We start from the raw sequence: 18,594 nt of genomic DNA on the forward strand, positions 1-18,594 counted from the left end.
CCTTGTGGGTCAAGCTATCTAGCGAGCCGACTATCTTATCATAATGATTTGATTTGTCAAGCTTTTTTATGTTTTGTTTCTTCAAGTGAATTGGGTTATTTATATGTAATCTACATATAAACTGTCCAGCTCGTCTTGATGAGGGCGTATTATAGAGGGTTTGAATCTTTAGTCAAGGGCTATTTTATCTTAATTTGAATAATCTTGGTGATTAGACTAAATTGAAGGAATGGCGACGCTACTTTTGCTTCAATCGGGTAGTAGTATATGGGGTTTTGAGCAAGGATAGCTTTTTCCCCTTAAAATTGCTTACCCCTTTCTATAAATGCCACCTTTACAGCTTGCCTATATTTTTGAAGAAGTCTTTGTAAGCAGCGACTTTCTTATCTAACGCTAAAGGATAGGCACGCGAGGTTGAAGGCAACCTATATAAGGTAAGATTATTTATATCCACTTTTCGATTGTGATGGTTTTGCCATTGATATGGATAATCCATACTTTGATTGGTCTTAGGATACTTGGATTTAGCAGGTGGCTCGGCTAATAAACCAAGCAGCACTTCTGTTGCTTTACCGCCCGTGGTAAACAAAGTTTCAACCTTTGGAACTTGTGGCAATATACTATCTAGGTCAACGGGTGTGACAACGGTTAAGTTCTTATCTGAGGCATTACCAGTCTCGCGAATCGCTTGCTTGACCGTTGGACAAGAAGCAATTCCGCGCTCGAACATAAAGGCGCGAATACGCTCAGGATCAAAGCGCTTCTCATCCCCTACTCTAAAATAATCCACGTCATCAAAAAAAACACTACCATAGATACGCCACATGTCATTGTAAAAGTTTGGATAGTGAAATGGCATTGCCCATTTATCAGCGGTCGGTGGAAAAGTGCCCATCATCATTACCGTAGCATTAGGTGGTAAAACGGGAACGAACGGATGCGTTTCTACCTCTGTTGCTTGGGCTTCAGATAATATTAAGCTGTTATCGGTTTTATGCGTATTATTATGGGTGTGATATGGTTGTGTAGTCATAAGATTCTTCATCAGAAAAGCGGTTTTTTTGCTATCATAGCAAGCCTAAACACTGCTTCATTTATTAGGGCGCTATTATAGTCAAACATAGTCGGCTTAAATAAGACCAACCCTGCTATAAATATATTTAGCTTACTTTATTATCAAAGTAGCAAGCTTACTATTTGTGAGACAGATATAAGGTTGAAGTGCAGTAAGTGTTTGTATCTTTCATACTAATGGCAACCGCAGTAACTGCGCAAGCATCAGACCAAAAACCAAGAGAAACCTTATGAGCGACTTAAAAATCACCGTCATTGATCACCCGTTAGTCCGTCATAAACTCAGCCTTATGCGCGAAAAAGACTGTAGCACTTATAAGTTTCGCACCTTGACCAAAGAGCTTGCACGCTTGATGGCATATGAAGCAAGCCGTGATTTTGAAATCGAAACCTTCCCAATGCAAGGCTGGTGTGGTGAAATCACTGGTGAGCAAATCATCGGTAAGACGGCGACGATTGTACCGATTTTGCGTGCTGGCATTGGCATGCTCGACGGCGTGCTCGATTTGATTCCTACCGCAAAAATCTCTGTCGTCGGTTTGCAACGTGATGAAGAAACCTTACAACCTGTGCCGTTCTTTGAAAAATTTGTCAGCCACATGGACAAACGCCCAGCCCTTATCATTGACCCAATGTTAGCCACTGGCGGCTCAATGGTCGCGACCATCGAGATGTTAAAGAAAAATGGCTGTACCAACATTAAAGCCTTGGTATTGGTTGCCGCGCCTGAAGGCGTACGTGTGGTCAATGAAGCACATCCTGATGTGACCATTTATACCGCTGCACTAGATAGTCATTTAGATGAACATGGCTATATCATCCCAGGTTTAGGCGATGCGGGCGATAAAATCTTTGGTAAGCAATTATTCAACAAGTAAGAAAAAGCAAGTAAATCAAGACTAGCCGTCATCGTAACACCCATGACACAGGTACAAAACATCAATGATAAGGATATAAGATGAACGTATTGATTACGGGAGCAAGCGCAGGTTTTGGTAAAGCGCTGGCCGAGCGTTTGGTTGCCAATGGTCATCGCGTGATTGGCTGTGCCAGACGCCTCGATAAGCTGAATGCTTTAGCAGATACTTTGGGCGAAACATTTTTACCTGTGGTCATGGATGTGAGTGACACGGCTACTATCCCGCAAATTATTGCTGATTTGCCTGATAAATTTAAGCAAATCGATGTCTTAGTAAATAACGCTGGATTGGCACTCGGTACAGAACCTGCGTACAAGGCAAATCTTGATGATTGGATGCGTATGACCGATACCAATATTAAAGGGTTGATGGCACTGACCCATGCAGTCTTGCCAGCAATGGTAGCGCGCGATAGCGGTTATATTATCAACGTTGGTTCAATTGCGGGCAGTTGGCCATACTTCGGCGCTAACGTCTATGGCGCGACCAAAGCCTTTGTAAAACAATTTAGCTTAAATCTGCGAGCTGACTTAATTGGTACGCAAGTGCGCGTGACCAATCTTGAACCGGGTAATGTCGCGGGTACTGAGTTTTCAAACGTCCGTTATCATGGCGATGACGATAAAGCCGCCAAGGTTTACGACGGCTTTAAAACCATGACCGGCGATGATATTGGCGATATTTTATTATGGCTGATTGAATCGCCTGCTCATATTAACGTCAATCGTTTAGAAGTGATGCCAGTTGCGCAAACTTATAACGGGCTGACGATTGCTAAGCAAGATTCTTAAAATTTTAGCTGACCGTTTGGCTCACTAACGTAATTCATAAGAGCGAAGCAATATAGATTCCTTTATATTGCTTCTTTTTTTGCTACTAACATTCTCTTCATTGACCAAGCGTAAATCCTGAAAGTCTAAAATCAATACCTCATTGCGCAAGCGCTCGCTAGTACGTTTATGATGGCGTATCGGAAATCCTAATACTTGCTTACCCCTAATCCCTATCTGATTGATAATCATGGTCAGATTATTGATGATAGATTTAGCACTTAACTTCTGAGCATTAATGATCACTGTGGCAGGATTAACAGTTGTGCTTAAAACCTTTGTTTGGCGCACACTTTTTGGCAAATTCCCTGCAAAAAACAAGACTTGCTCTAGTGGTAAATACTGCGTATGACGCATCAATTCCTGACGAAATAATGCTAGCATATCACTATTAAAACTGTCTTCTGTTTGCTGAGAGAACGCCGTAAAGTTACGATGTAAGTAACGTCCAAACACGCTGCTATTAATCCATTCTTGATAAATATCATTAGCTAGTAACTGCCTAGTGAAAACATCGGCATCTGGCGTAATATCCGCTGTCAGCATTGCCATCAATAGCGCCTGCGGATTGGTAAATGTTTGCTGCTGCCAAAATTGTGGATATAGGCTGCTATCAAGCAATGGTAACGTCAGCTTGTTCATACCTTAATATCCTTATATTTTACTTGCTGACGTTTGATTCGATTGGTCAAAGTCTATGACAAGTCACTACTTTTAACCCTAAACAGCTTTTATGCTATGGTTAATTACCTGCTTTAATATAGCAGTCTTTTAGAAATGAGATAAAGACTTTTGCTACGATACATTTTGGCTAAATCGACTTTATAAAACTGCTTAATAAAAACAAGGGATATTACTTTATGCAGTCAAACTTACTTGCTTTGCTTGCTAACTACCAGTTGAAAACGATTGATATTGCGTTAACTGACGGTGCGCTGCTACCAGTGTCAGTCATAGGTAGTGGCAAACCTGTAATATTACTGCATGCCTATGGCATGGATGCACGTGAGTTTTTACCATTTATTTTACCTGCCGCACTTACGAGGATTTGGCGTTGCAAAAGATATCGATCTCAACCAGTTTGATTTTGTGCGTCAGTATGCCGATGATATCAGCATTGTGATTGAGCAAATTTGCTTGGCACGCAATATAGAGTCCTTGCCTGTTGCCGCTATTTCGATGGGTGCGCAAGTGATGTGGGCGTATTTTGAGCGTTATGGCAGCGCGAAAATCAGCCGTTATTTGAATATTGACCAAAGTCCTGCTATCCATAATCAGCCTGATTGGCAAGGTGGCTTGTTTGGTGCGCGGCAGCAAGAAGTATTCGATATCTTTCACGAGGTAATTGAGAAAACTTTACCTTATGCTGAAATGAAAAGCTTTACCCACCTACCGTTTGCTCTAAAACGCCGTGCAACGGATGTCGAACGACTGTTCTCTCTATTATCTGTTAATCGAACGCGCTCGAAAGCGTTTATACAAGTGATGACTTATAAAAATGACCCTAAACTTGCGCTTTATGATCATAGTATTTGGCATCATAAAATGCGCTGCTTGCAAGCTTATTTGACACTACCCTATGACTTTCGCGGTGCGATAGAGCGTGTCACTATTCCAGTGGTTAACCTCATCGGTGGTCGCTCCAAACTTTACGATGCTAAGTGGCAGGAAAAAGTCACCCAAATGCTACCCAATGCAACTGAGGTCGTGTTACCGCGCTCAGGTCATGCGATACCGATGGATGAGCCTGTTGGGTTTTATAAAATTTTAAAGCAGTTTTTGGCTGTTTAATTTTAAATATAAATAAAAAAGCGACTCCAAAAGTCGCTTTTTTATGTGAGCAATAAATTTTAACCATTAATCAGCTAATGCTTTGGTCAACTCAAATCTAGCTACTTCCTTACCATCAACTTCAACCGTTTCAGAAAACATCGCTAACGGTCGTACCCATACGCCATACTCACCGTATAGGCAGCGATAAACGACTAATGCTTCTTCGGTTTCTGAATGCTGTGCCGTATGCAGGACTTGGTAAAGGCTGCCTTTGTAATGGCGGTAAATACCTTGGGGGACGTTTTGGGTTTGTTCAGACATAGTTGTTTCCATTAAGCAATTTTATTCATGTCAACATCGTAGCCAGAGCTTTTCATTTCTCTAGCGATACTATACTTCCAAGCTCCGCTTGTATCCATGGATTTATAGACCACGCCTGATATGTCATTTGGAATTTCGACATTACCTTTCACAAGTGCAACTACGTTTGCTCGACCAATCTTACCAATCAAGAGTCCGTGTTCAAAAATTACGTTTTGCCTTGCTCGTGGTCTCAGTTCTTCTGGCTTAGACTTAATAACTCCGCCGATGTCACACTCAGTATAGAGAACGATAGCAAAACCTACATCCGTATGCTTTTCTAATTTCTCTATGATTGTAGCACTGGAGTCTACTTGCTCATGGAGAATAATAGCTTCAAAACCTAACTTCTCAACAAATCTTGCTACTTCATTTTTAGCGCCATCATCATGTCCATGAACAATAAAAACTTTTGATAATTCTTTATCTCTATTACCTAATATACTGGGAGTGACATCATTATTTTTAAAAATAGTAAATTCATCAATAATCGTATTTATTAAATTAATAGTAATAATTCTACCTTTTTCCCATTCTTCACCATTATCAGGCTTAAACAATACTGAAACTGGACGAAATCTTATGCAACTAAATTCATCTGAATACTCTGATGCCTGACCATGAATATTTTTTATAAACATAGATAAGCGACGAGATAACCTATCTAACTCATTGTCATCATTATATTGTAGGTTTTCAAACCCTTTCCGAATCTCCATAAAATGTTCGATATTATCCATATCATTCAACCGTCACTTTCGCATAAGCCTTTTTACCCGCTTGGATAACAACTGTCTGACCAGACGTTAAGCTAAAGCTCGCATCGACCACTTCGCCATCTACTTTTACTGCGCCGCGCTTAATCATGTCTTTAGCCGATGAGCTATTTTTAGCCAGTTCCGCTTGGTTTAAGATTTGCGTGATAAATAATGCGTCCTGCCCTTCCAAATCTAAGGTCACTTCTGGTAAATCGACTGGCAGTTCACCATCGGCAAGTACGTTACCTGCTGACTTGTGCGCATTAGCGGCAGCATCAGCATCGTGGAAACGCTCGATTAGTTCTTCAGCAAGAATACGTTTGATTTCTTGTGGATTGCGACCATTTTCCATCTCAGCCATCAACGCTTCGACTTCTTCCATCGGCTGAAAGCTTAAAAATTCAAAATAGCGACGGATTAAGGTATCTGGCATAGACAATAGTTTTTGGTACATGGTACCCGGTGCATCATAAATGCCGACATAGTTATTCAGGGATTTAGACATTTTATTAACGCCATCTAGCCCTTCTAAGATTGGCACGGTGATACACACTTGTGGCTCTTGACCATAACGACCTTGCAGGGTGCGTCCCATTAGGATGTTAAAGGTTTGGTCAGTACCGCCAAGCTCGACATCCGCTTTTAGGGCGATAGAATCATAGCCTTGTACCAATGGATATAAAAACTCATGAATCGCAATCGGCGTTTGCGCAGCATAGCGTTTAGAGAAATCATCGCGCTCAAGCATACGCGAGACAGTCAGCTGGCTAGAAAGCTGAATCATATCGCCCGCTGACATATCCTTGAACCATTCAGAGTTGAAGACTATCTTGGTTTTTTCTTTATCCAAAATCTTAAAGACTTGCTCAGCATAAGTCTGCGCATTGACTTTGATTTGCTCGTCGGTCAATGGCGGACGGGTGCTGTTTTTGCCAGAAGGGTCGCCAATCTTGGCGGTATAATCACCGATTAAAAAGTAAATCTCATGACCCAAATCTTGAAAATGCTTGAGTTTATTAATCAGCACGGTATGACCCAAATGCAGGTCAGGCGCAGTGGGATCAAAGCCTGCCTTAATACGTAGTGGACGGTTTAATTTCAGTTTTTTAACCAAATCTTCTTCAGATAGGATTTCTTGGGTGCCGCGTTGGATCAGGGCAAGCTGTTCTTCTAGGGTGTAGGTTTTCGTGGTCATGATGCTCTCTTTATTGTCTTTATTAAAAGGGTAACGCGTTTGGGCTATTTAGAATCTCGTAGCCAGTAAAAGATGTTAGAATTTGAGAGATATACTAGCGTTTTTTAAGGTAAATTGCCATGACCAACCCTGCATCGATTGCTGATACTAATGATTCAACTATAAATTATGACGATAATTTAAATAACACTTTAGATGACGATTTAAATTATGCCACTTTGACCGATGCGCTTGAGCAAACGGTGTTTGAAAACTTCGATGATGGTTTATATATCGGCATGATGTCTGGCACCAGCTTAGACGGGATGGATGCGGTTCTTTGTCAGTTTAGTAGTGACAGTAGTGCTGAAACAGATACCCAGCAACCGATGCGACTGTTAGCAACTCATAGCCAAGAGTTTCCGCTGCGTTTGCGTGAAGTGTTATTGGCTTTATGTCAGCCTAATGGTGTGCAAGAGTTAGTACCCGCAGAGGGTGAACCAAACAGCGAATTAGACTGGTTCGGTTGGGCAAGTAAAGAATACGCTGAATTTGCCAGCGAGGTGGTCAATAATTTATTGCAGCAATCGAATACTGATGTAGAGTCGGTGTTGGCGATTGGCTGTCACGGTCAAACGGTACGCCATCGTCCGCAATTGGGCTTTAGCTTGCAGTTGGTCGATGCCAATATCATTGCTGAGCGTACTGGCATTAGCGTCGTCAGTGATTTTCGCCGCCGCGATATGGCGGTTGGTGGACAAGGAGCGCCGTTGGTTCCAGCTTTTCATCAAGCGTTATTTGCCACGCCTGATAGCACGCGCGTGTTATTAAATTTAGGCGGTATTGCCAATATCACAGTCTTGCCAGCAAACGATAGTCCTGCGATTGGTTATGATACGGGTCCTGCCAATTTATTACTCGATGCGTGGACAGCATTGCATACTGATAAAGATTATGATGATGGCGGCGCATGGGCGCAGTCTGGACAAGTGATTGAGCCGCTACTTAATCAGCTAATAGAACATCCGTTTTTTGCGCGAACGTATCCAAAAAGCACTGGGCGTGAAGATTTTAACTTAGCATGGCTACAGGATGAGCTGCAAAAGTTCGATCAGGCATCTGCCCATATTCGCTATTCGTCAGCGGATGTGCAGGCGACGCTTACTGAACTGACAGCGATGAGTGCCAGCATGCAAATTAATATGTTTATTAATGCTCATGAAAATAGCTCGGTTTACGTCTGTGGTGGCGGTGCATTAAACGATTATTTGATGACTCGCTTGCAAGCGCATCTGCCCCATTGCACAGTAGAGACCACCGCAAGCTTAGGACTGAATCCAGCGTGGGTCGAAGCCGTCGCCTTTGCATGGCTCGCACGGCAAACACTAATAGGTGAAACGGGTAATTTGCCAGCCGTGACTGGTGCGAGTAAAGGCGTGGTTTTGGGTCAGGTTTGTTTCGCCTGACTGGTCAAATTTTAGTTTACACACGTGCACTTATGTGTTTTATAATGAATTCTGAAATACCCTCCTCTTAGGACTTGTAAGTATAGGATATATCGCATGAGCCAACACAGCAGTTCACTTACTGATCAAGCTACCAATGATGCTAGCGCAACAGCAGAGCATCAACCGCGTCAGAAACTACCGCACTATGAGCGTAGCGATGACTTGCGCGTCGTAATTACGGGTATGGGTGCGTTGACACCTTTGGGACTCGACGTCGATAGCTCATGGACTAAACTGCTCAATGGTGATAGCGGCATCGCGCCAATTACACATTTTGATGCTACTGGCTATCGCGCTCAAATTGCTGGCGTGGTCAAGGATTTCGATGCCAAGCAATATATGAATGCCAAAGACGCGCGACGCTATGATGAATTTATTCATTATGGTATTGCCGCCTCTAGTATGGCATTACAGAATGCTGGTTTTATCGATGAAGTAAGTGCTGCTGATGCACCTGTACAAAATGTCGATCAAGAGCGATTCGGCATTATTTTAGGCTCAGGTATTGGTGGTATCCAAACCATTGAAAACAGTCGCGATACGCTACGAGAAAAAGGCGCTATGAAAGTTTCGCCCTTTATCATTCCTGGCTCTATTGTGAATATGGCAGCAGGCTTAGTGGCGATTAAACATACCTTAAAAGGTCCCAACCTTGCGACATCGACGGCTTGTACCACCGCGACCCATGCGATGGGTCTCGCTGCACGTCTGATTGCTTATGGTGACGCCGATGTCATGCTAGCAGGTGGTAGTGAAAAAGGCTCCAGCCCGCTTGGCATATCGGGTTTTGGTGCCATGCATGCCCTCTCAACTCGCAATGACGAACCGACCAAGGCGTCGCGTCCCTTTGACAAAGACCGTGATGGCTTTGTGCTCGGTGATGGCGCGGGTATGGTGGTGCTAGAAAGCCTCGCTCACGCCAAAGCACGCGGTGCAACCATACTGGCTGAACTGGTCGGCTTTGGGATGAGTGATGATGCCAGTCACATCACAGCACCGCCTGAAGATGGCAGCGGTGCGGCACGAGCGATGCGTAATGCCCTAAATGATGCAGGCATTGAGCCATCGAGTGTTGGTTATGTCAATGCTCATGGCACCAGCACCCCTGCAGGTGATGTCGCTGAATCGATTGCTATTGAAACCGTTTTTGCCCCAGTCAAAGACCACATTTTGGTCAGCTCAACCAAATCGATGACGGGTCATTTGCTTGGTGCCGCGGGTGCTGTTGAAGCCATATTCACCGTCCTTGCCCTACAGCATCAGCATGTGCCACCCACCATTAATTTGGACAATGTGGAAGACAACTGTAATCTCGACTATGTCGCCAACCAATCGCGCAAAGTTGAAAACCTACAGTATGCCGTATCCAATAGCTTTGGCTTTGGTGGTACCAATGGCTCGTTAGTATTTGCGCGCTGGCCCGTGAATCACTAAGGTATAAAACTCACCATATCGGTCGTTGTAACCTTGGTGTCAGATTTGATACGTTTGTCCACTTGCAGCCCCTTATCGTATTTGCGTATGATAAGGGGTAATTTTTGGAACATTTATGGACGATACCATGTCAAGCTACTCATTTTCCCATCAGTTTTACCAGCGCTGGACGTGTGCGCCTGAACCTATTCGCGCAGCAATTACCCAAGAGCTAAAAGACATCACCACCTTATTGCAAAACGATACCCCATTTGAAAGCTTTGTGTTTAATACTCATGATTTGGATACCCACATCGATGAGCTCTACGAAAACCATGAAGCGGAGCAAGCCATCGCTAAAGCCATTACTGACAAAAAAGCCGAAGAGCAAGCGACTGCTGAAAAACAACAGCGAGAAGAACAACAAAAAGTAAAAGCGGCAGAGGATGCCAGATTAAAAGAAAGTGCTAGATTAAAAGAAGCAGCAGATACCGCGCAAAAAGAACAACAGAAAACTGAGCAAATAGCCGCTGAGAAGAATAATCTTGCTGATAAAACGACCGCTATGAACACCAATGATGCGAGTGATTCAGAATCGCTCAGCATTGATAGCACGGTTGAGAAAAACCAAGATGTTGAAAAATCGGCTGCGACGCAATCTAGCTCTGAGAACAAAACCATTAGTGAACATGCTAATGTCGCTAATGACAAGCATATCAATGACGACCACAGTATAAAAGCGGTCAATGACAAAGCCAGCGCCGCCATCAAACTGGCCCTGAAAGATGCGAAACTAAGTACCACGCATCAAGAGATGATCCGTGAGTTGGAAATGCAAATTGATGACTATCTCAGCGAGCAAATGATGCTGATGTCTGAGAATTTAAAATCTTGGTTACGTGCTGAAGTGACTCAAAATCTAAGCGAAGATGAAGCAGGAACTGACAAAGAATCGAAAAAAAGCTAAACGCTGCTCCCTACGCATCACCTTTTAGCAATAAATCCTCAGTAATAAATTCCTAGTACTAAAAAACCCCCGTAAACTTTACGGGGGTTTTTTCATTTTAGCTTCGTCGATATGAGCGTTTACATTAGATAGCCTTAGTCCGCTCAGTCAGCCAGTCAAGAGCTGCACCTTCAACGCGGTCTTTTAGCTCTGCATAGACTTGGCTATGATAATTATTCAACCAATCAATTTCGATTTGAGTCAATAATGACGACTCAATTAAACGAGTATCAATTGGGCAATAAGTGACGGTCTCAAAATTAAGAAAATCGCCAAATTCCGTCTCTACTGGTTGAGCAACGCGTTTATTAACCATCAAGTTTTCAATACGAATACCATATTTGCCTTCACGGTATAGACCTGGCTCATTACTTGAGATCATGCCCTCTTTCATCGCACGCTCTTTCAGCATACTGGCACTATAAGCAATCACTTGTGGGCCTTCATGGACGTTCAAGAAATAACCAACACCATGACCAGTACCGTGACCATAATCCATCTGTGCCTGCCATAATGGTGCACGGCATATTGCATCGATGAGTGGTGAAGCGATACCATCAGGGAAATGCGCTTTTGCTAAGGCAATATGGGCTTTGAGTACGGTAGTAAAGTCACGTTTGTGTTCGCTGCTTACCTGCCCAATACCGACCACACGGGTGATGTCTGTGGTGCCGTTTTGATATTGAGCGCCTGAGTCAATGAGTAATAAACCACCTTCGCCTTCATTGACATCAAGGTAGCTGAATTTTTCTGGCGTTGCACGGTAATGTGGCAGCGCACCATTTTCATTAAAGCCTGCGATAGTCGGGAAACTTGGCGACACATAATGTGGCTGCTGACTGCGCACTTCGATGAGCATACTGTCGACGTCCAGCTCGCTTAAACGCTCACCGTCTGCTAAACGCTGCTCAAATGCGGCAAAAAACTCACTTAATGCCGCGCCATCTTGACGCATGGCTTCACGCACATGGTCGATATCAGCGTCAGATTTAACCGATTTTAGCAACGTACTTGGCGCCATTTGCTCAATAAAACCTATGCCATCGCCCATTTTAGATAACGTACCCACTGCCACTTTACTTGGGTCTAATAGCAATAAGTCATCAGCAGTCAATGTGCCCAACGCATCTTGCACAGCATCATAATCAGCAAGGGTGATACCGCTGTCTCTTAAGATTTGTGCTATCTCGCTGCTGACTTTATTATTATCGATAAACAATGTCGCGTCATTTTCGCTAATGAGCATATGTGCCAAAAACACAGGGTTATAGTCAACATCAGCACCGCGTAAATTGGTCAACCAAGCAATATCGTCTAGGCTTGAAAGCAAGTGATGGGTTGCGCCTGCCTCAGCCATACCTGCGCGTACAGCGGCAAGTTTTGAGGTAGCAGACTGCGCGACAAACTGCGCATCGTGTTGATATAGACTGGCGGTTGGTAGCGCTGGACGATCGCTCCATATTTCTGTCAATACGTCACGCTCAGTGATTAAGGTAATGTCATTGGCATCAAAGGCATTTAACAATCTATCTTGCTCAGAGATAGACAATACATTGCCGTCGACTGCCACGCTATCCCCCTCAGCCAAATGCTCGGCGAGCCAATCAATATGATTTGGCTGACCCGGTGCAAGCTTCTCTAAGCTAATACCAGTACCCTCTAATTGGTCAGCGGCATGTACCCAATAGCGGCTGTCCGTCCATAATCCAGCAAAATCAGCGGTAACAACGAGCGTCCCGACTGAGCCTGTGAATCCTGATAACCATAAGCGCGCTTGCCAATATTCTGGCAGATACTCAGATAAATGCGGATCAGCAGACGGTACGATAATCGCGGTCAGATCTTGTGCTACCAACGCCTGACGTAGGCTGTCGATACGATCGTGGATGCTTTGTTTATTCATAAAAGGTGTCCTTATTGATTTTAAAAAATAAGATTTGGAAAAATCATATTGTGAGGCGACTATAGATAGTCGTCTTATTTGAGCGAGTGAACTGTTTTAGGCGTTTGCTATTGATCATTCACTGAATGCTCACCACCTAAACCTGCGTAAGCAGCTCAATGTCTTAAAAATTAAAATATTGTCAATGACCAGATAGATAAGGCTAACTATTTTTAGGAGCATTACAGCAGAGCATCATTAGATGTTTGGGCGGAAAGCGTACTTTCAATAGCGTGGGGGCAATAACTTACTAAGTGTCACCATAAAACGTGCTACCAATCATGGTAACACGTCTCGCCATCTAACATTTTTGCTGGTATTGCTATTGATCCTAAATCACGTTAACCGCGTGTCTGAATTAGCTCAGCTTATCTGCACGCTCGCTTTTTTGCAGCATATTATTGATGGGTTTGGCTAATGCCAATAAGACAACGGCTGTGACCACCAAAAAGATCGTCATCATCGTAAATAAGCCCGGCAACCCTTCGATCTTATCCGCTGATACTTGACCACCAAAGAACGCAGCAACCAAATTACCTAAAGCGAGAGAAGCAAAGAAAAGCCCCATCATCTGACCTTGCATGCCTTTTGGCGCAAGCTTAGTCATTGCAGACAGACCAACAGGACTGAGCGCCAACTCACCAAGGGTCAGCAATAATAAACTACCCACCAACCATAAAGGTGAAGCCAATCCACCGTCGCTAGTCAAAATGCTTTTTGAGGCAAATATCATCAAAGCAAAGCCTGCAGCGGCAAACAACATACCAAGCGCAAACTTCACCATACTATTTGGCTCAAGGCCTCGATTGGCAAGCTTGACCCAGACAATGCTGATGATCGGTGCTAATATTAAAATAAATAAGGGATTAAGCGATTGGAACCAAATACTAGGCACTTCAAAGCCTAAAACATTCAGGTCTGTATAGCGATCAGCGAACAAGTTAAAAGACGTTGGCTGCTGCTCAAAGCTTGACCAAAATAGCGTCGAGCCGATGATTAAGATAAAACAAATTAACAAACGCAGCTTGTCAGTTTTGTCCAATCGCGGTGAAATAAACATGACAGCAAAGTATAATATGACGACTGCGGCAATGAGGTAAGTCATATACTGAGCAACCATTTCAGGGTTAAATGGCATAATACCAGTCGACACTAAGACAGTAATGGCAGCAAGTAGCGCGAGAAACCCGCCAACCCAGCGACCTACATTTTTGAAACGTCCAGTCGTTTGTTCCCATTCAGGCGTAATGTTTTTGGCACGAGCATAACGATTTAAGGTTTTTTTAGCTGAAAAACGATAAATCAATAGTGAAGCTAACATGCCAAGACCACCGACACCAAAGCCTACATGCCACATACCTTTTTCTTTAAATACGCCAACGATAAGGGCAGCCAGTAGCGCACCAATATTGATACCCATATAAAATAGAGTAAAGCCGCTATCACGGCGTGCATCGCCTTTGGGGTACAACGTTCCGACCATCACGGAGATACAGGTTTTAAATAAGCCTGAACCGAGAACGATACACATCAAACCCACAAAAAACAGCGTCATCCCAAACATAGCGGATAGTGCGATACACAAATGACCAAGGGCGATAATAATACTACCCCACCACAGTGCACGCTCTTGACCGAGCCAATTATCAGCCAACCAGCCACCCGGTACTGCCGCTAAATATAACGAACCAGCAAAAATACCATAGATAGCAGAAGCTGTGACCTCATCGAAACCAAAACCGCCACTACCGACGGTCGCTACCATAAATAATACTAATAGTGGACGGATACTATAATAAGAGAATCGTTCCCACATTTCTGTGAAAAACAATGGACGTAGCGGCTTGGGATGCCCCATAAATCCATTATCTAGTGCTGCCAATTCAGCAGCACTAACCTCTGACTTTGATTCTGTACTCATAACTTTATTCCTTTAAAGACCACTGTATTAACGACCAAACATATAATTATCCCGACAAGCGGTCATATAGGCGCATCATTGTTTCACTTGGATATAATCAAGTAAAGAAATAATTGGTCAATAATTACACAAATACCCACAAAAAAGCCCGCTATCATTGGCTGAAAGCGGGCTTTTATTTTTAGCATCAATGGCATTGATGACGATGCTGTTGTACTTATGGTATTACAATAATATTGCCATAATACTTAGTTTTTGAGCAAAACACTTAGGCTTTAAGCGAAAATACTTGGACGTTAAGCGAAGCGGTTTGTCGATCCGTACTTTAAAAAAGTAGCATCGACTTACGTATATTACTGTGCGGCTACCGCTTCATCAGTGGTATCACCCGCTTCCAAATCACCGTCTGCTTGCTCAGCCGTTAGATCAGCATCTGCAACCGCAGTTTGACTAACTGTACCAGAAGCAGTTGCAGTACCAGCTTCTGCAGTAACCACAGCGCTATCAGTATCGGTCGCTGGGGTAACGCTTGCGTCTGCAGCAGTATCAGTCGCTGTAGCATCCGCGGCTACAGGTGCTGTTTCAGCTGGCGCAGTGTCTTCAGCAGCAATCGCTTCTGCTTCATCAGCCGCCGCTGAGGTTTCGGTTGTCTCAGCAGTAATGTGCTCGCCTGCTGGACGCAAAAATCCAGAAATACCAATAAGTAAGACGATACCTAAAAATAAGGCAACACCGCCTAAAGCAAATAAGAACTCTTTTTTAGGGTTGTTTTCGACAATATGTTCTGACATACCTTATCCACCTTGCACAAAATATTTAAAATATTGGTCTATTATATCGCAATTCGTACCGATTTGTTAAAACCCTTAAGTATTTAAAGGATTTATTATCAACAAACTTTGCCACTCGCTTTTGTGGTTAATTCTCATAACCCATTCTAGCGATTCATTATGACTTGTAATAATAGCCAGTTATTTTAGCGACTTACCCAAACGCGGTTGCGGCATCCCACGCTTACCAAAGTAGCTCAAGACAAGTAACAGCGTAATGATAAAGAGAATCGGATAATTACCGAAGCTCATAAAAGGTGTATTACCAACCCGCGCCTGAACATCACCGCGCAATACGGTGCGCTCAAACTGCGGTGCACGCTCGACGATACGACCTTTATGATCGATGATCGCGGTCACGCCCGTATTGGTCGCACGCATAAACCAACGCCCATTCTCTAGCGCGCGCATCTGCACCATTTGCAGATGTTGCAATGGACCTGCCGACGTACCAAACCAAGCATCGTTTGAGATGGTCAATAAGAAGTCCGTGCCAATCGCGTTTTTACGAGTGGTATCAGGGTAAGCCACTTCATAACAGACTGCTGAGCCCAAATTATGACCACGTACACGCAGCGGTGATTGGTTGTCACTACCACGACTATAGCTCATGATTTCTTGACTACCAGCAAGGTTTGGCAAGATATCTAACATGCCTTCGAAGGGAATATATTCACCAAATGGTACCAGGCGCTGCTTTTTATACATGCCCTCAGCGTCACTACCTAGCGCAACCACGCTATTATAAAATGGTGGATATTTATCTGTTTTTGGGTCAAAGTTTTCTAAATCTCTATAAGGAATACCTGTTACCCACGTGGTATCTGTTTCTTTGGCCATTTTAACCATTTCACTGATAAAGCCAATCGCTTCATCTTGAAACATAGGAATCGAGGATTCTGGCCATAAGACGATATCGCGATCCCACTCAGTACTTGTCAGAGTTGCATAAATTTTCAGGGTTTCTATTTGATATTCGGTGAGCCATTTTAAATCTTGTGGAATATTACCTTGGATTAAGGACACGGACAAATCAGGCGTGCCTTTTGGTTTGGTCCATTGCGGATTAATCAACCATAACGCGCTGCTAATTACCAACAATGCTATCGACGGAATCATATAGCCGCTACGGCGACGCAATAGCTCAACCAAACTGGCTGCCAATAATACCGCCACAAAAGACACTGCAAAGACGCCAGCGACTGGTGCTAATGAGGATAACCAATACTGCTCCGTAAAAGCATAACCGACAAACAACCACGGAAACCCAGTGAACAGCCACGTTTTCAGCCACTCTTGGAGTATCCATAGCGCCGCAAACGACAACGGCTGACGACCGACCATACGGTTGAAAACCAACGCCAAAAAGCCATGGAATAACCCCATGCCTAGCCCCATCAGCGCAATCATAATCAGCGCAAGCCATGCTGGCGTATCGCCATAAACATGAATAGAGGTGTATAACCAAAATGCACCAACGCACCAAAGTCCCGTACCGTAAGCCTGACCGATAAGAAAAGCACGCTTGCCACTCATATCAGGCATCAATAAGGCATATAAAATAGCAGGCGACACTAACGCCAGTGGCCAAATGCCATAAGGCGCAAGTGCAAATATAAACACCGACCCTGCCAACAACGCAATCAATACCGTCAGCGCTATAGGCAAACCCTTTGGCTTGTCAGGGTTCAGGCGTTTTTGTAAATCAACAGTAGACAGGCGCATAGCAGTTATCCAAAACCATATTTTTCAAAATTTTAAGCGTCAACATTCAGATGAAAACCAAGCTGAAGCAGACCGTATTGTGTTTTGTACAGTATCTAAAAGTTAAACCCGCCCATGATACCAGTCTCAACCCATTAATAGGTAACATTGCGTAGCAAATACCCAATAGCAAACACAAAAAAAACACGACCGCAATCGTGTTTTTTTGAGTACATCAAACAATGTTTAGGTCGCTATCGACACATCAATGACTGCCTATCAATATTTGCTGATCAGGATTGATTTTGGTGAGCTCAAGATTTTGGATAAAACGCCCTTCAACATCAGTAATAGTGATTTTCCAATCATCTATCACCACGCTTTCACCTTCCAAATCGCCCACATAACCAAGCGCCTGCATGACTAGACCACCCATGGTATCGACATCCGTATCATCAAAATGACTACCAAGCTCATCATTACAGTCTTCAATCACGGTAGACGCTTGCACACGCCACGTATTTGGTTTTTCAGGATCAGCGACGATGTTATTGATATCACTGTCTTCATCGAAGTCATCATGCTCATCGACGATGTCACCGACAATCTCTTCAAGCAAGTCTTCCATGGTAACGACACCGCCAAAGTTGCCGAATTCATCGACGACAATCGCCATATGTACTTGGGTACGCTGCAATGAGCGTAACAAGGTATCAGAACGTGCCGTCTCACTAATATATAGCGGCTGACGTACCAGATCTCTCAAACGTTTGCTATCGATTTTATCTTCTTGATCGCGCACCATATGCACAAGAATAGGAATCAAATCTTTCGCCAATAAAATGCCAATGACGGCATCATCATCTTGACTGTCAAAGACAGGATAACGCGAATGGGTGGTCTCAAGGATGATATCCATCACCTCAGCGAGACTGGTGCTTTCGTGCAGCCCAACCACTTGCGGGCGCGGCGTCATGATTTCGCGCACTTGTGTCGCAGGCAGATCCAGCACGCCTTCTAACATATCGACGGTATCAGGCTCTAAGAACTGGCGCGAGTCTTGTACCAGACGAATCAATTCGTCACGGGTTTCGGGGGCGGTCGATAGCCAGCGTTTTAAGCCGCGCATCGACCAACTACTCGGGCTGGGAGTGTCGTCAGACATGGTGATGTGATTTAACCTCTTTAGTTAATAACAGTTAAAATAATACGTAATAACAGACGTAGATGGGGATGAATACAGCAAATAAAACAGATCTTTGATTATTAAATTATAAATAGAGCAGATCAAAGTAGCTTCACTTTAGCGCAAGGCTCACCGACATTCAACGATAAATTCACTCAAATTGTATTGTCAGTACGTTATAAACTTTGCTATGGT

Annotated in this window: 16 protein-coding genes; 6 read left to right on the forward strand and 10 right to left on the reverse strand. The window is 43.6% G+C overall.

Features of this window, described 5'->3' with window-relative positions; genetic code table 11:
• Window positions 1-334 precede the first annotated feature (334 nt).
• Entirely contained in the window at window positions 335-901 is a 567-nt protein-coding gene (locus JMX82_RS12065) for a DNA glycosylase (RefSeq protein ID WP_413786780.1), read from the reverse strand.
• Between the two features lie 403 nt (window positions 902-1,304).
• Between JMX82_RS12065 and upp the strand changes: the two genes are divergently transcribed.
• Complete coding sequence (gene upp / locus JMX82_RS12070; RefSeq protein WP_045445969.1) at window positions 1,305-1,952, forward strand: uracil phosphoribosyltransferase; 648 nt, start codon at window positions 1,305-1,307, stop codon at window positions 1,950-1,952.
• 80 nt (window positions 1,953-2,032) lie between these two features.
• Window positions 2,033-2,785, forward strand: coding sequence for an SDR family NAD(P)-dependent oxidoreductase (locus tag JMX82_RS12075; protein WP_201540713.1), 753 nt, complete (start codon window positions 2,033-2,035; stop codon window positions 2,783-2,785).
• Between the two features lie 24 nt (window positions 2,786-2,809).
• Here the strand turns inward: JMX82_RS12075 and JMX82_RS12080 are convergent, their stop codons facing one another.
• Window positions 2,810-3,466 carry a hypothetical protein gene (locus tag JMX82_RS12080; RefSeq protein WP_201540714.1) on the reverse strand — a complete coding sequence of 219 codons (657 nt, stop codon included), beginning with the start codon at window positions 3,464-3,466 and terminating at the stop codon, window positions 2,810-2,812.
• Window positions 3,467-3,829: 363 nt separating this feature from the next.
• Here JMX82_RS12080 and JMX82_RS12085 point away from each other — a divergent pair, with 363 nt between their 5' ends.
• Window positions 3,830-4,615 (forward strand): alpha/beta hydrolase, encoded by a 786-nt coding sequence (locus JMX82_RS12085; RefSeq protein ID WP_227676739.1) that lies wholly within the window; start codon window positions 3,830-3,832, stop codon window positions 4,613-4,615.
• A gap of 66 nt (window positions 4,616-4,681) precedes the next feature.
• On the opposite strand, the gene JMX82_RS12090 is transcribed toward JMX82_RS12085, so the two are convergent.
• From JMX82_RS12090 to tyrS, 3 genes are read right to left on the reverse strand one after another with little or no spacing between them, the layout of a single operon-like run.
• On the reverse strand, window positions 4,682-4,918 hold the full coding sequence (locus JMX82_RS12090) for a DUF1653 domain-containing protein (protein WP_201540715.1): 237 nt from the start codon (window positions 4,916-4,918) through the stop codon (window positions 4,682-4,684).
• Between the two features lie 11 nt (window positions 4,919-4,929).
• Window positions 4,930-5,697 carry a TIR domain-containing protein gene (locus JMX82_RS12095; RefSeq protein ID WP_201540716.1) on the reverse strand — a complete coding sequence of 256 codons (768 nt, stop codon included), beginning with the start codon at window positions 5,695-5,697 and terminating at the stop codon, window positions 4,930-4,932.
• A 1-nt stretch (window position 5,698) separates the two neighbouring features.
• On the reverse strand, window positions 5,699-6,910 hold the full coding sequence (gene tyrS / locus JMX82_RS12100) for a tyrosine--tRNA ligase (RefSeq protein WP_201540717.1): 1,212 nt from the start codon (window positions 6,908-6,910) through the stop codon (window positions 5,699-5,701).
• A 119-nt stretch (window positions 6,911-7,029) separates the two neighbouring features.
• Between tyrS and JMX82_RS12105 the strand changes: the two genes are divergently transcribed.
• The 3 genes from JMX82_RS12105 to JMX82_RS12115 all read left to right on the forward strand — a co-directional run bounded on the left by JMX82_RS12105 (window position 7,030) and on the right by JMX82_RS12115 (window position 10,777).
• Window positions 7,030-8,355 (forward strand): anhydro-N-acetylmuramic acid kinase, encoded by a 1,326-nt coding sequence (locus JMX82_RS12105; protein WP_201540718.1) that lies wholly within the window; start codon window positions 7,030-7,032, stop codon window positions 8,353-8,355.
• A gap of 96 nt (window positions 8,356-8,451) precedes the next feature.
• A complete protein-coding gene (gene fabF, locus JMX82_RS12110) occupies window positions 8,452-9,831 on the forward strand; it encodes a beta-ketoacyl-ACP synthase II (RefSeq protein WP_201540719.1) in 1,380 nt (459 codons plus the stop codon).
• 115 nt (window positions 9,832-9,946) lie between these two features.
• Window positions 9,947-10,777, forward strand: coding sequence for a hypothetical protein (locus tag JMX82_RS12115; protein ID WP_201540720.1), 831 nt, complete (start codon window positions 9,947-9,949; stop codon window positions 10,775-10,777).
• Window positions 10,778-10,901: 124 nt separating this feature from the next.
• Here the strand turns inward: JMX82_RS12115 and JMX82_RS12120 are convergent, their stop codons facing one another.
• The 5 genes from JMX82_RS12120 to JMX82_RS12140 form a co-directional block, all read right to left on the reverse strand.
• Complete coding sequence (locus JMX82_RS12120) at window positions 10,902-12,719, reverse strand: aminopeptidase P family protein (RefSeq protein WP_201540721.1); 1,818 nt, start codon at window positions 12,717-12,719, stop codon at window positions 10,902-10,904.
• Between the two features lie 397 nt (window positions 12,720-13,116).
• Window positions 13,117-14,679 carry a peptide MFS transporter gene (locus JMX82_RS12125; protein ID WP_109592090.1) on the reverse strand — a complete coding sequence of 521 codons (1,563 nt, stop codon included), beginning with the start codon at window positions 14,677-14,679 and terminating at the stop codon, window positions 13,117-13,119.
• Window positions 14,680-15,032: 353 nt separating this feature from the next.
• Complete coding sequence (locus JMX82_RS12130) at window positions 15,033-15,470, reverse strand: hypothetical protein (RefSeq protein ID WP_060491940.1); 438 nt, start codon at window positions 15,468-15,470, stop codon at window positions 15,033-15,035.
• Between the two features lie 180 nt (window positions 15,471-15,650).
• Window positions 15,651-17,234, reverse strand: a complete 1,584-nt coding sequence (lnt, locus tag JMX82_RS12135; protein WP_201540722.1) for an apolipoprotein N-acyltransferase — start codon at window positions 17,232-17,234, stop codon at window positions 15,651-15,653.
• A gap of 244 nt (window positions 17,235-17,478) precedes the next feature.
• On the reverse strand, window positions 17,479-18,378 hold the full coding sequence (locus JMX82_RS12140) for a CBS domain-containing protein (RefSeq protein WP_045445952.1): 900 nt from the start codon (window positions 18,376-18,378) through the stop codon (window positions 17,479-17,481).
• Window positions 18,379-18,594: the final 216 nt, after the last annotated feature.

The organism is Psychrobacter sp. 1044, from assembly GCF_904846525.1.
Taxonomy (GTDB): Bacteria; Pseudomonadota; Gammaproteobacteria; order Pseudomonadales; family Moraxellaceae; genus Psychrobacter.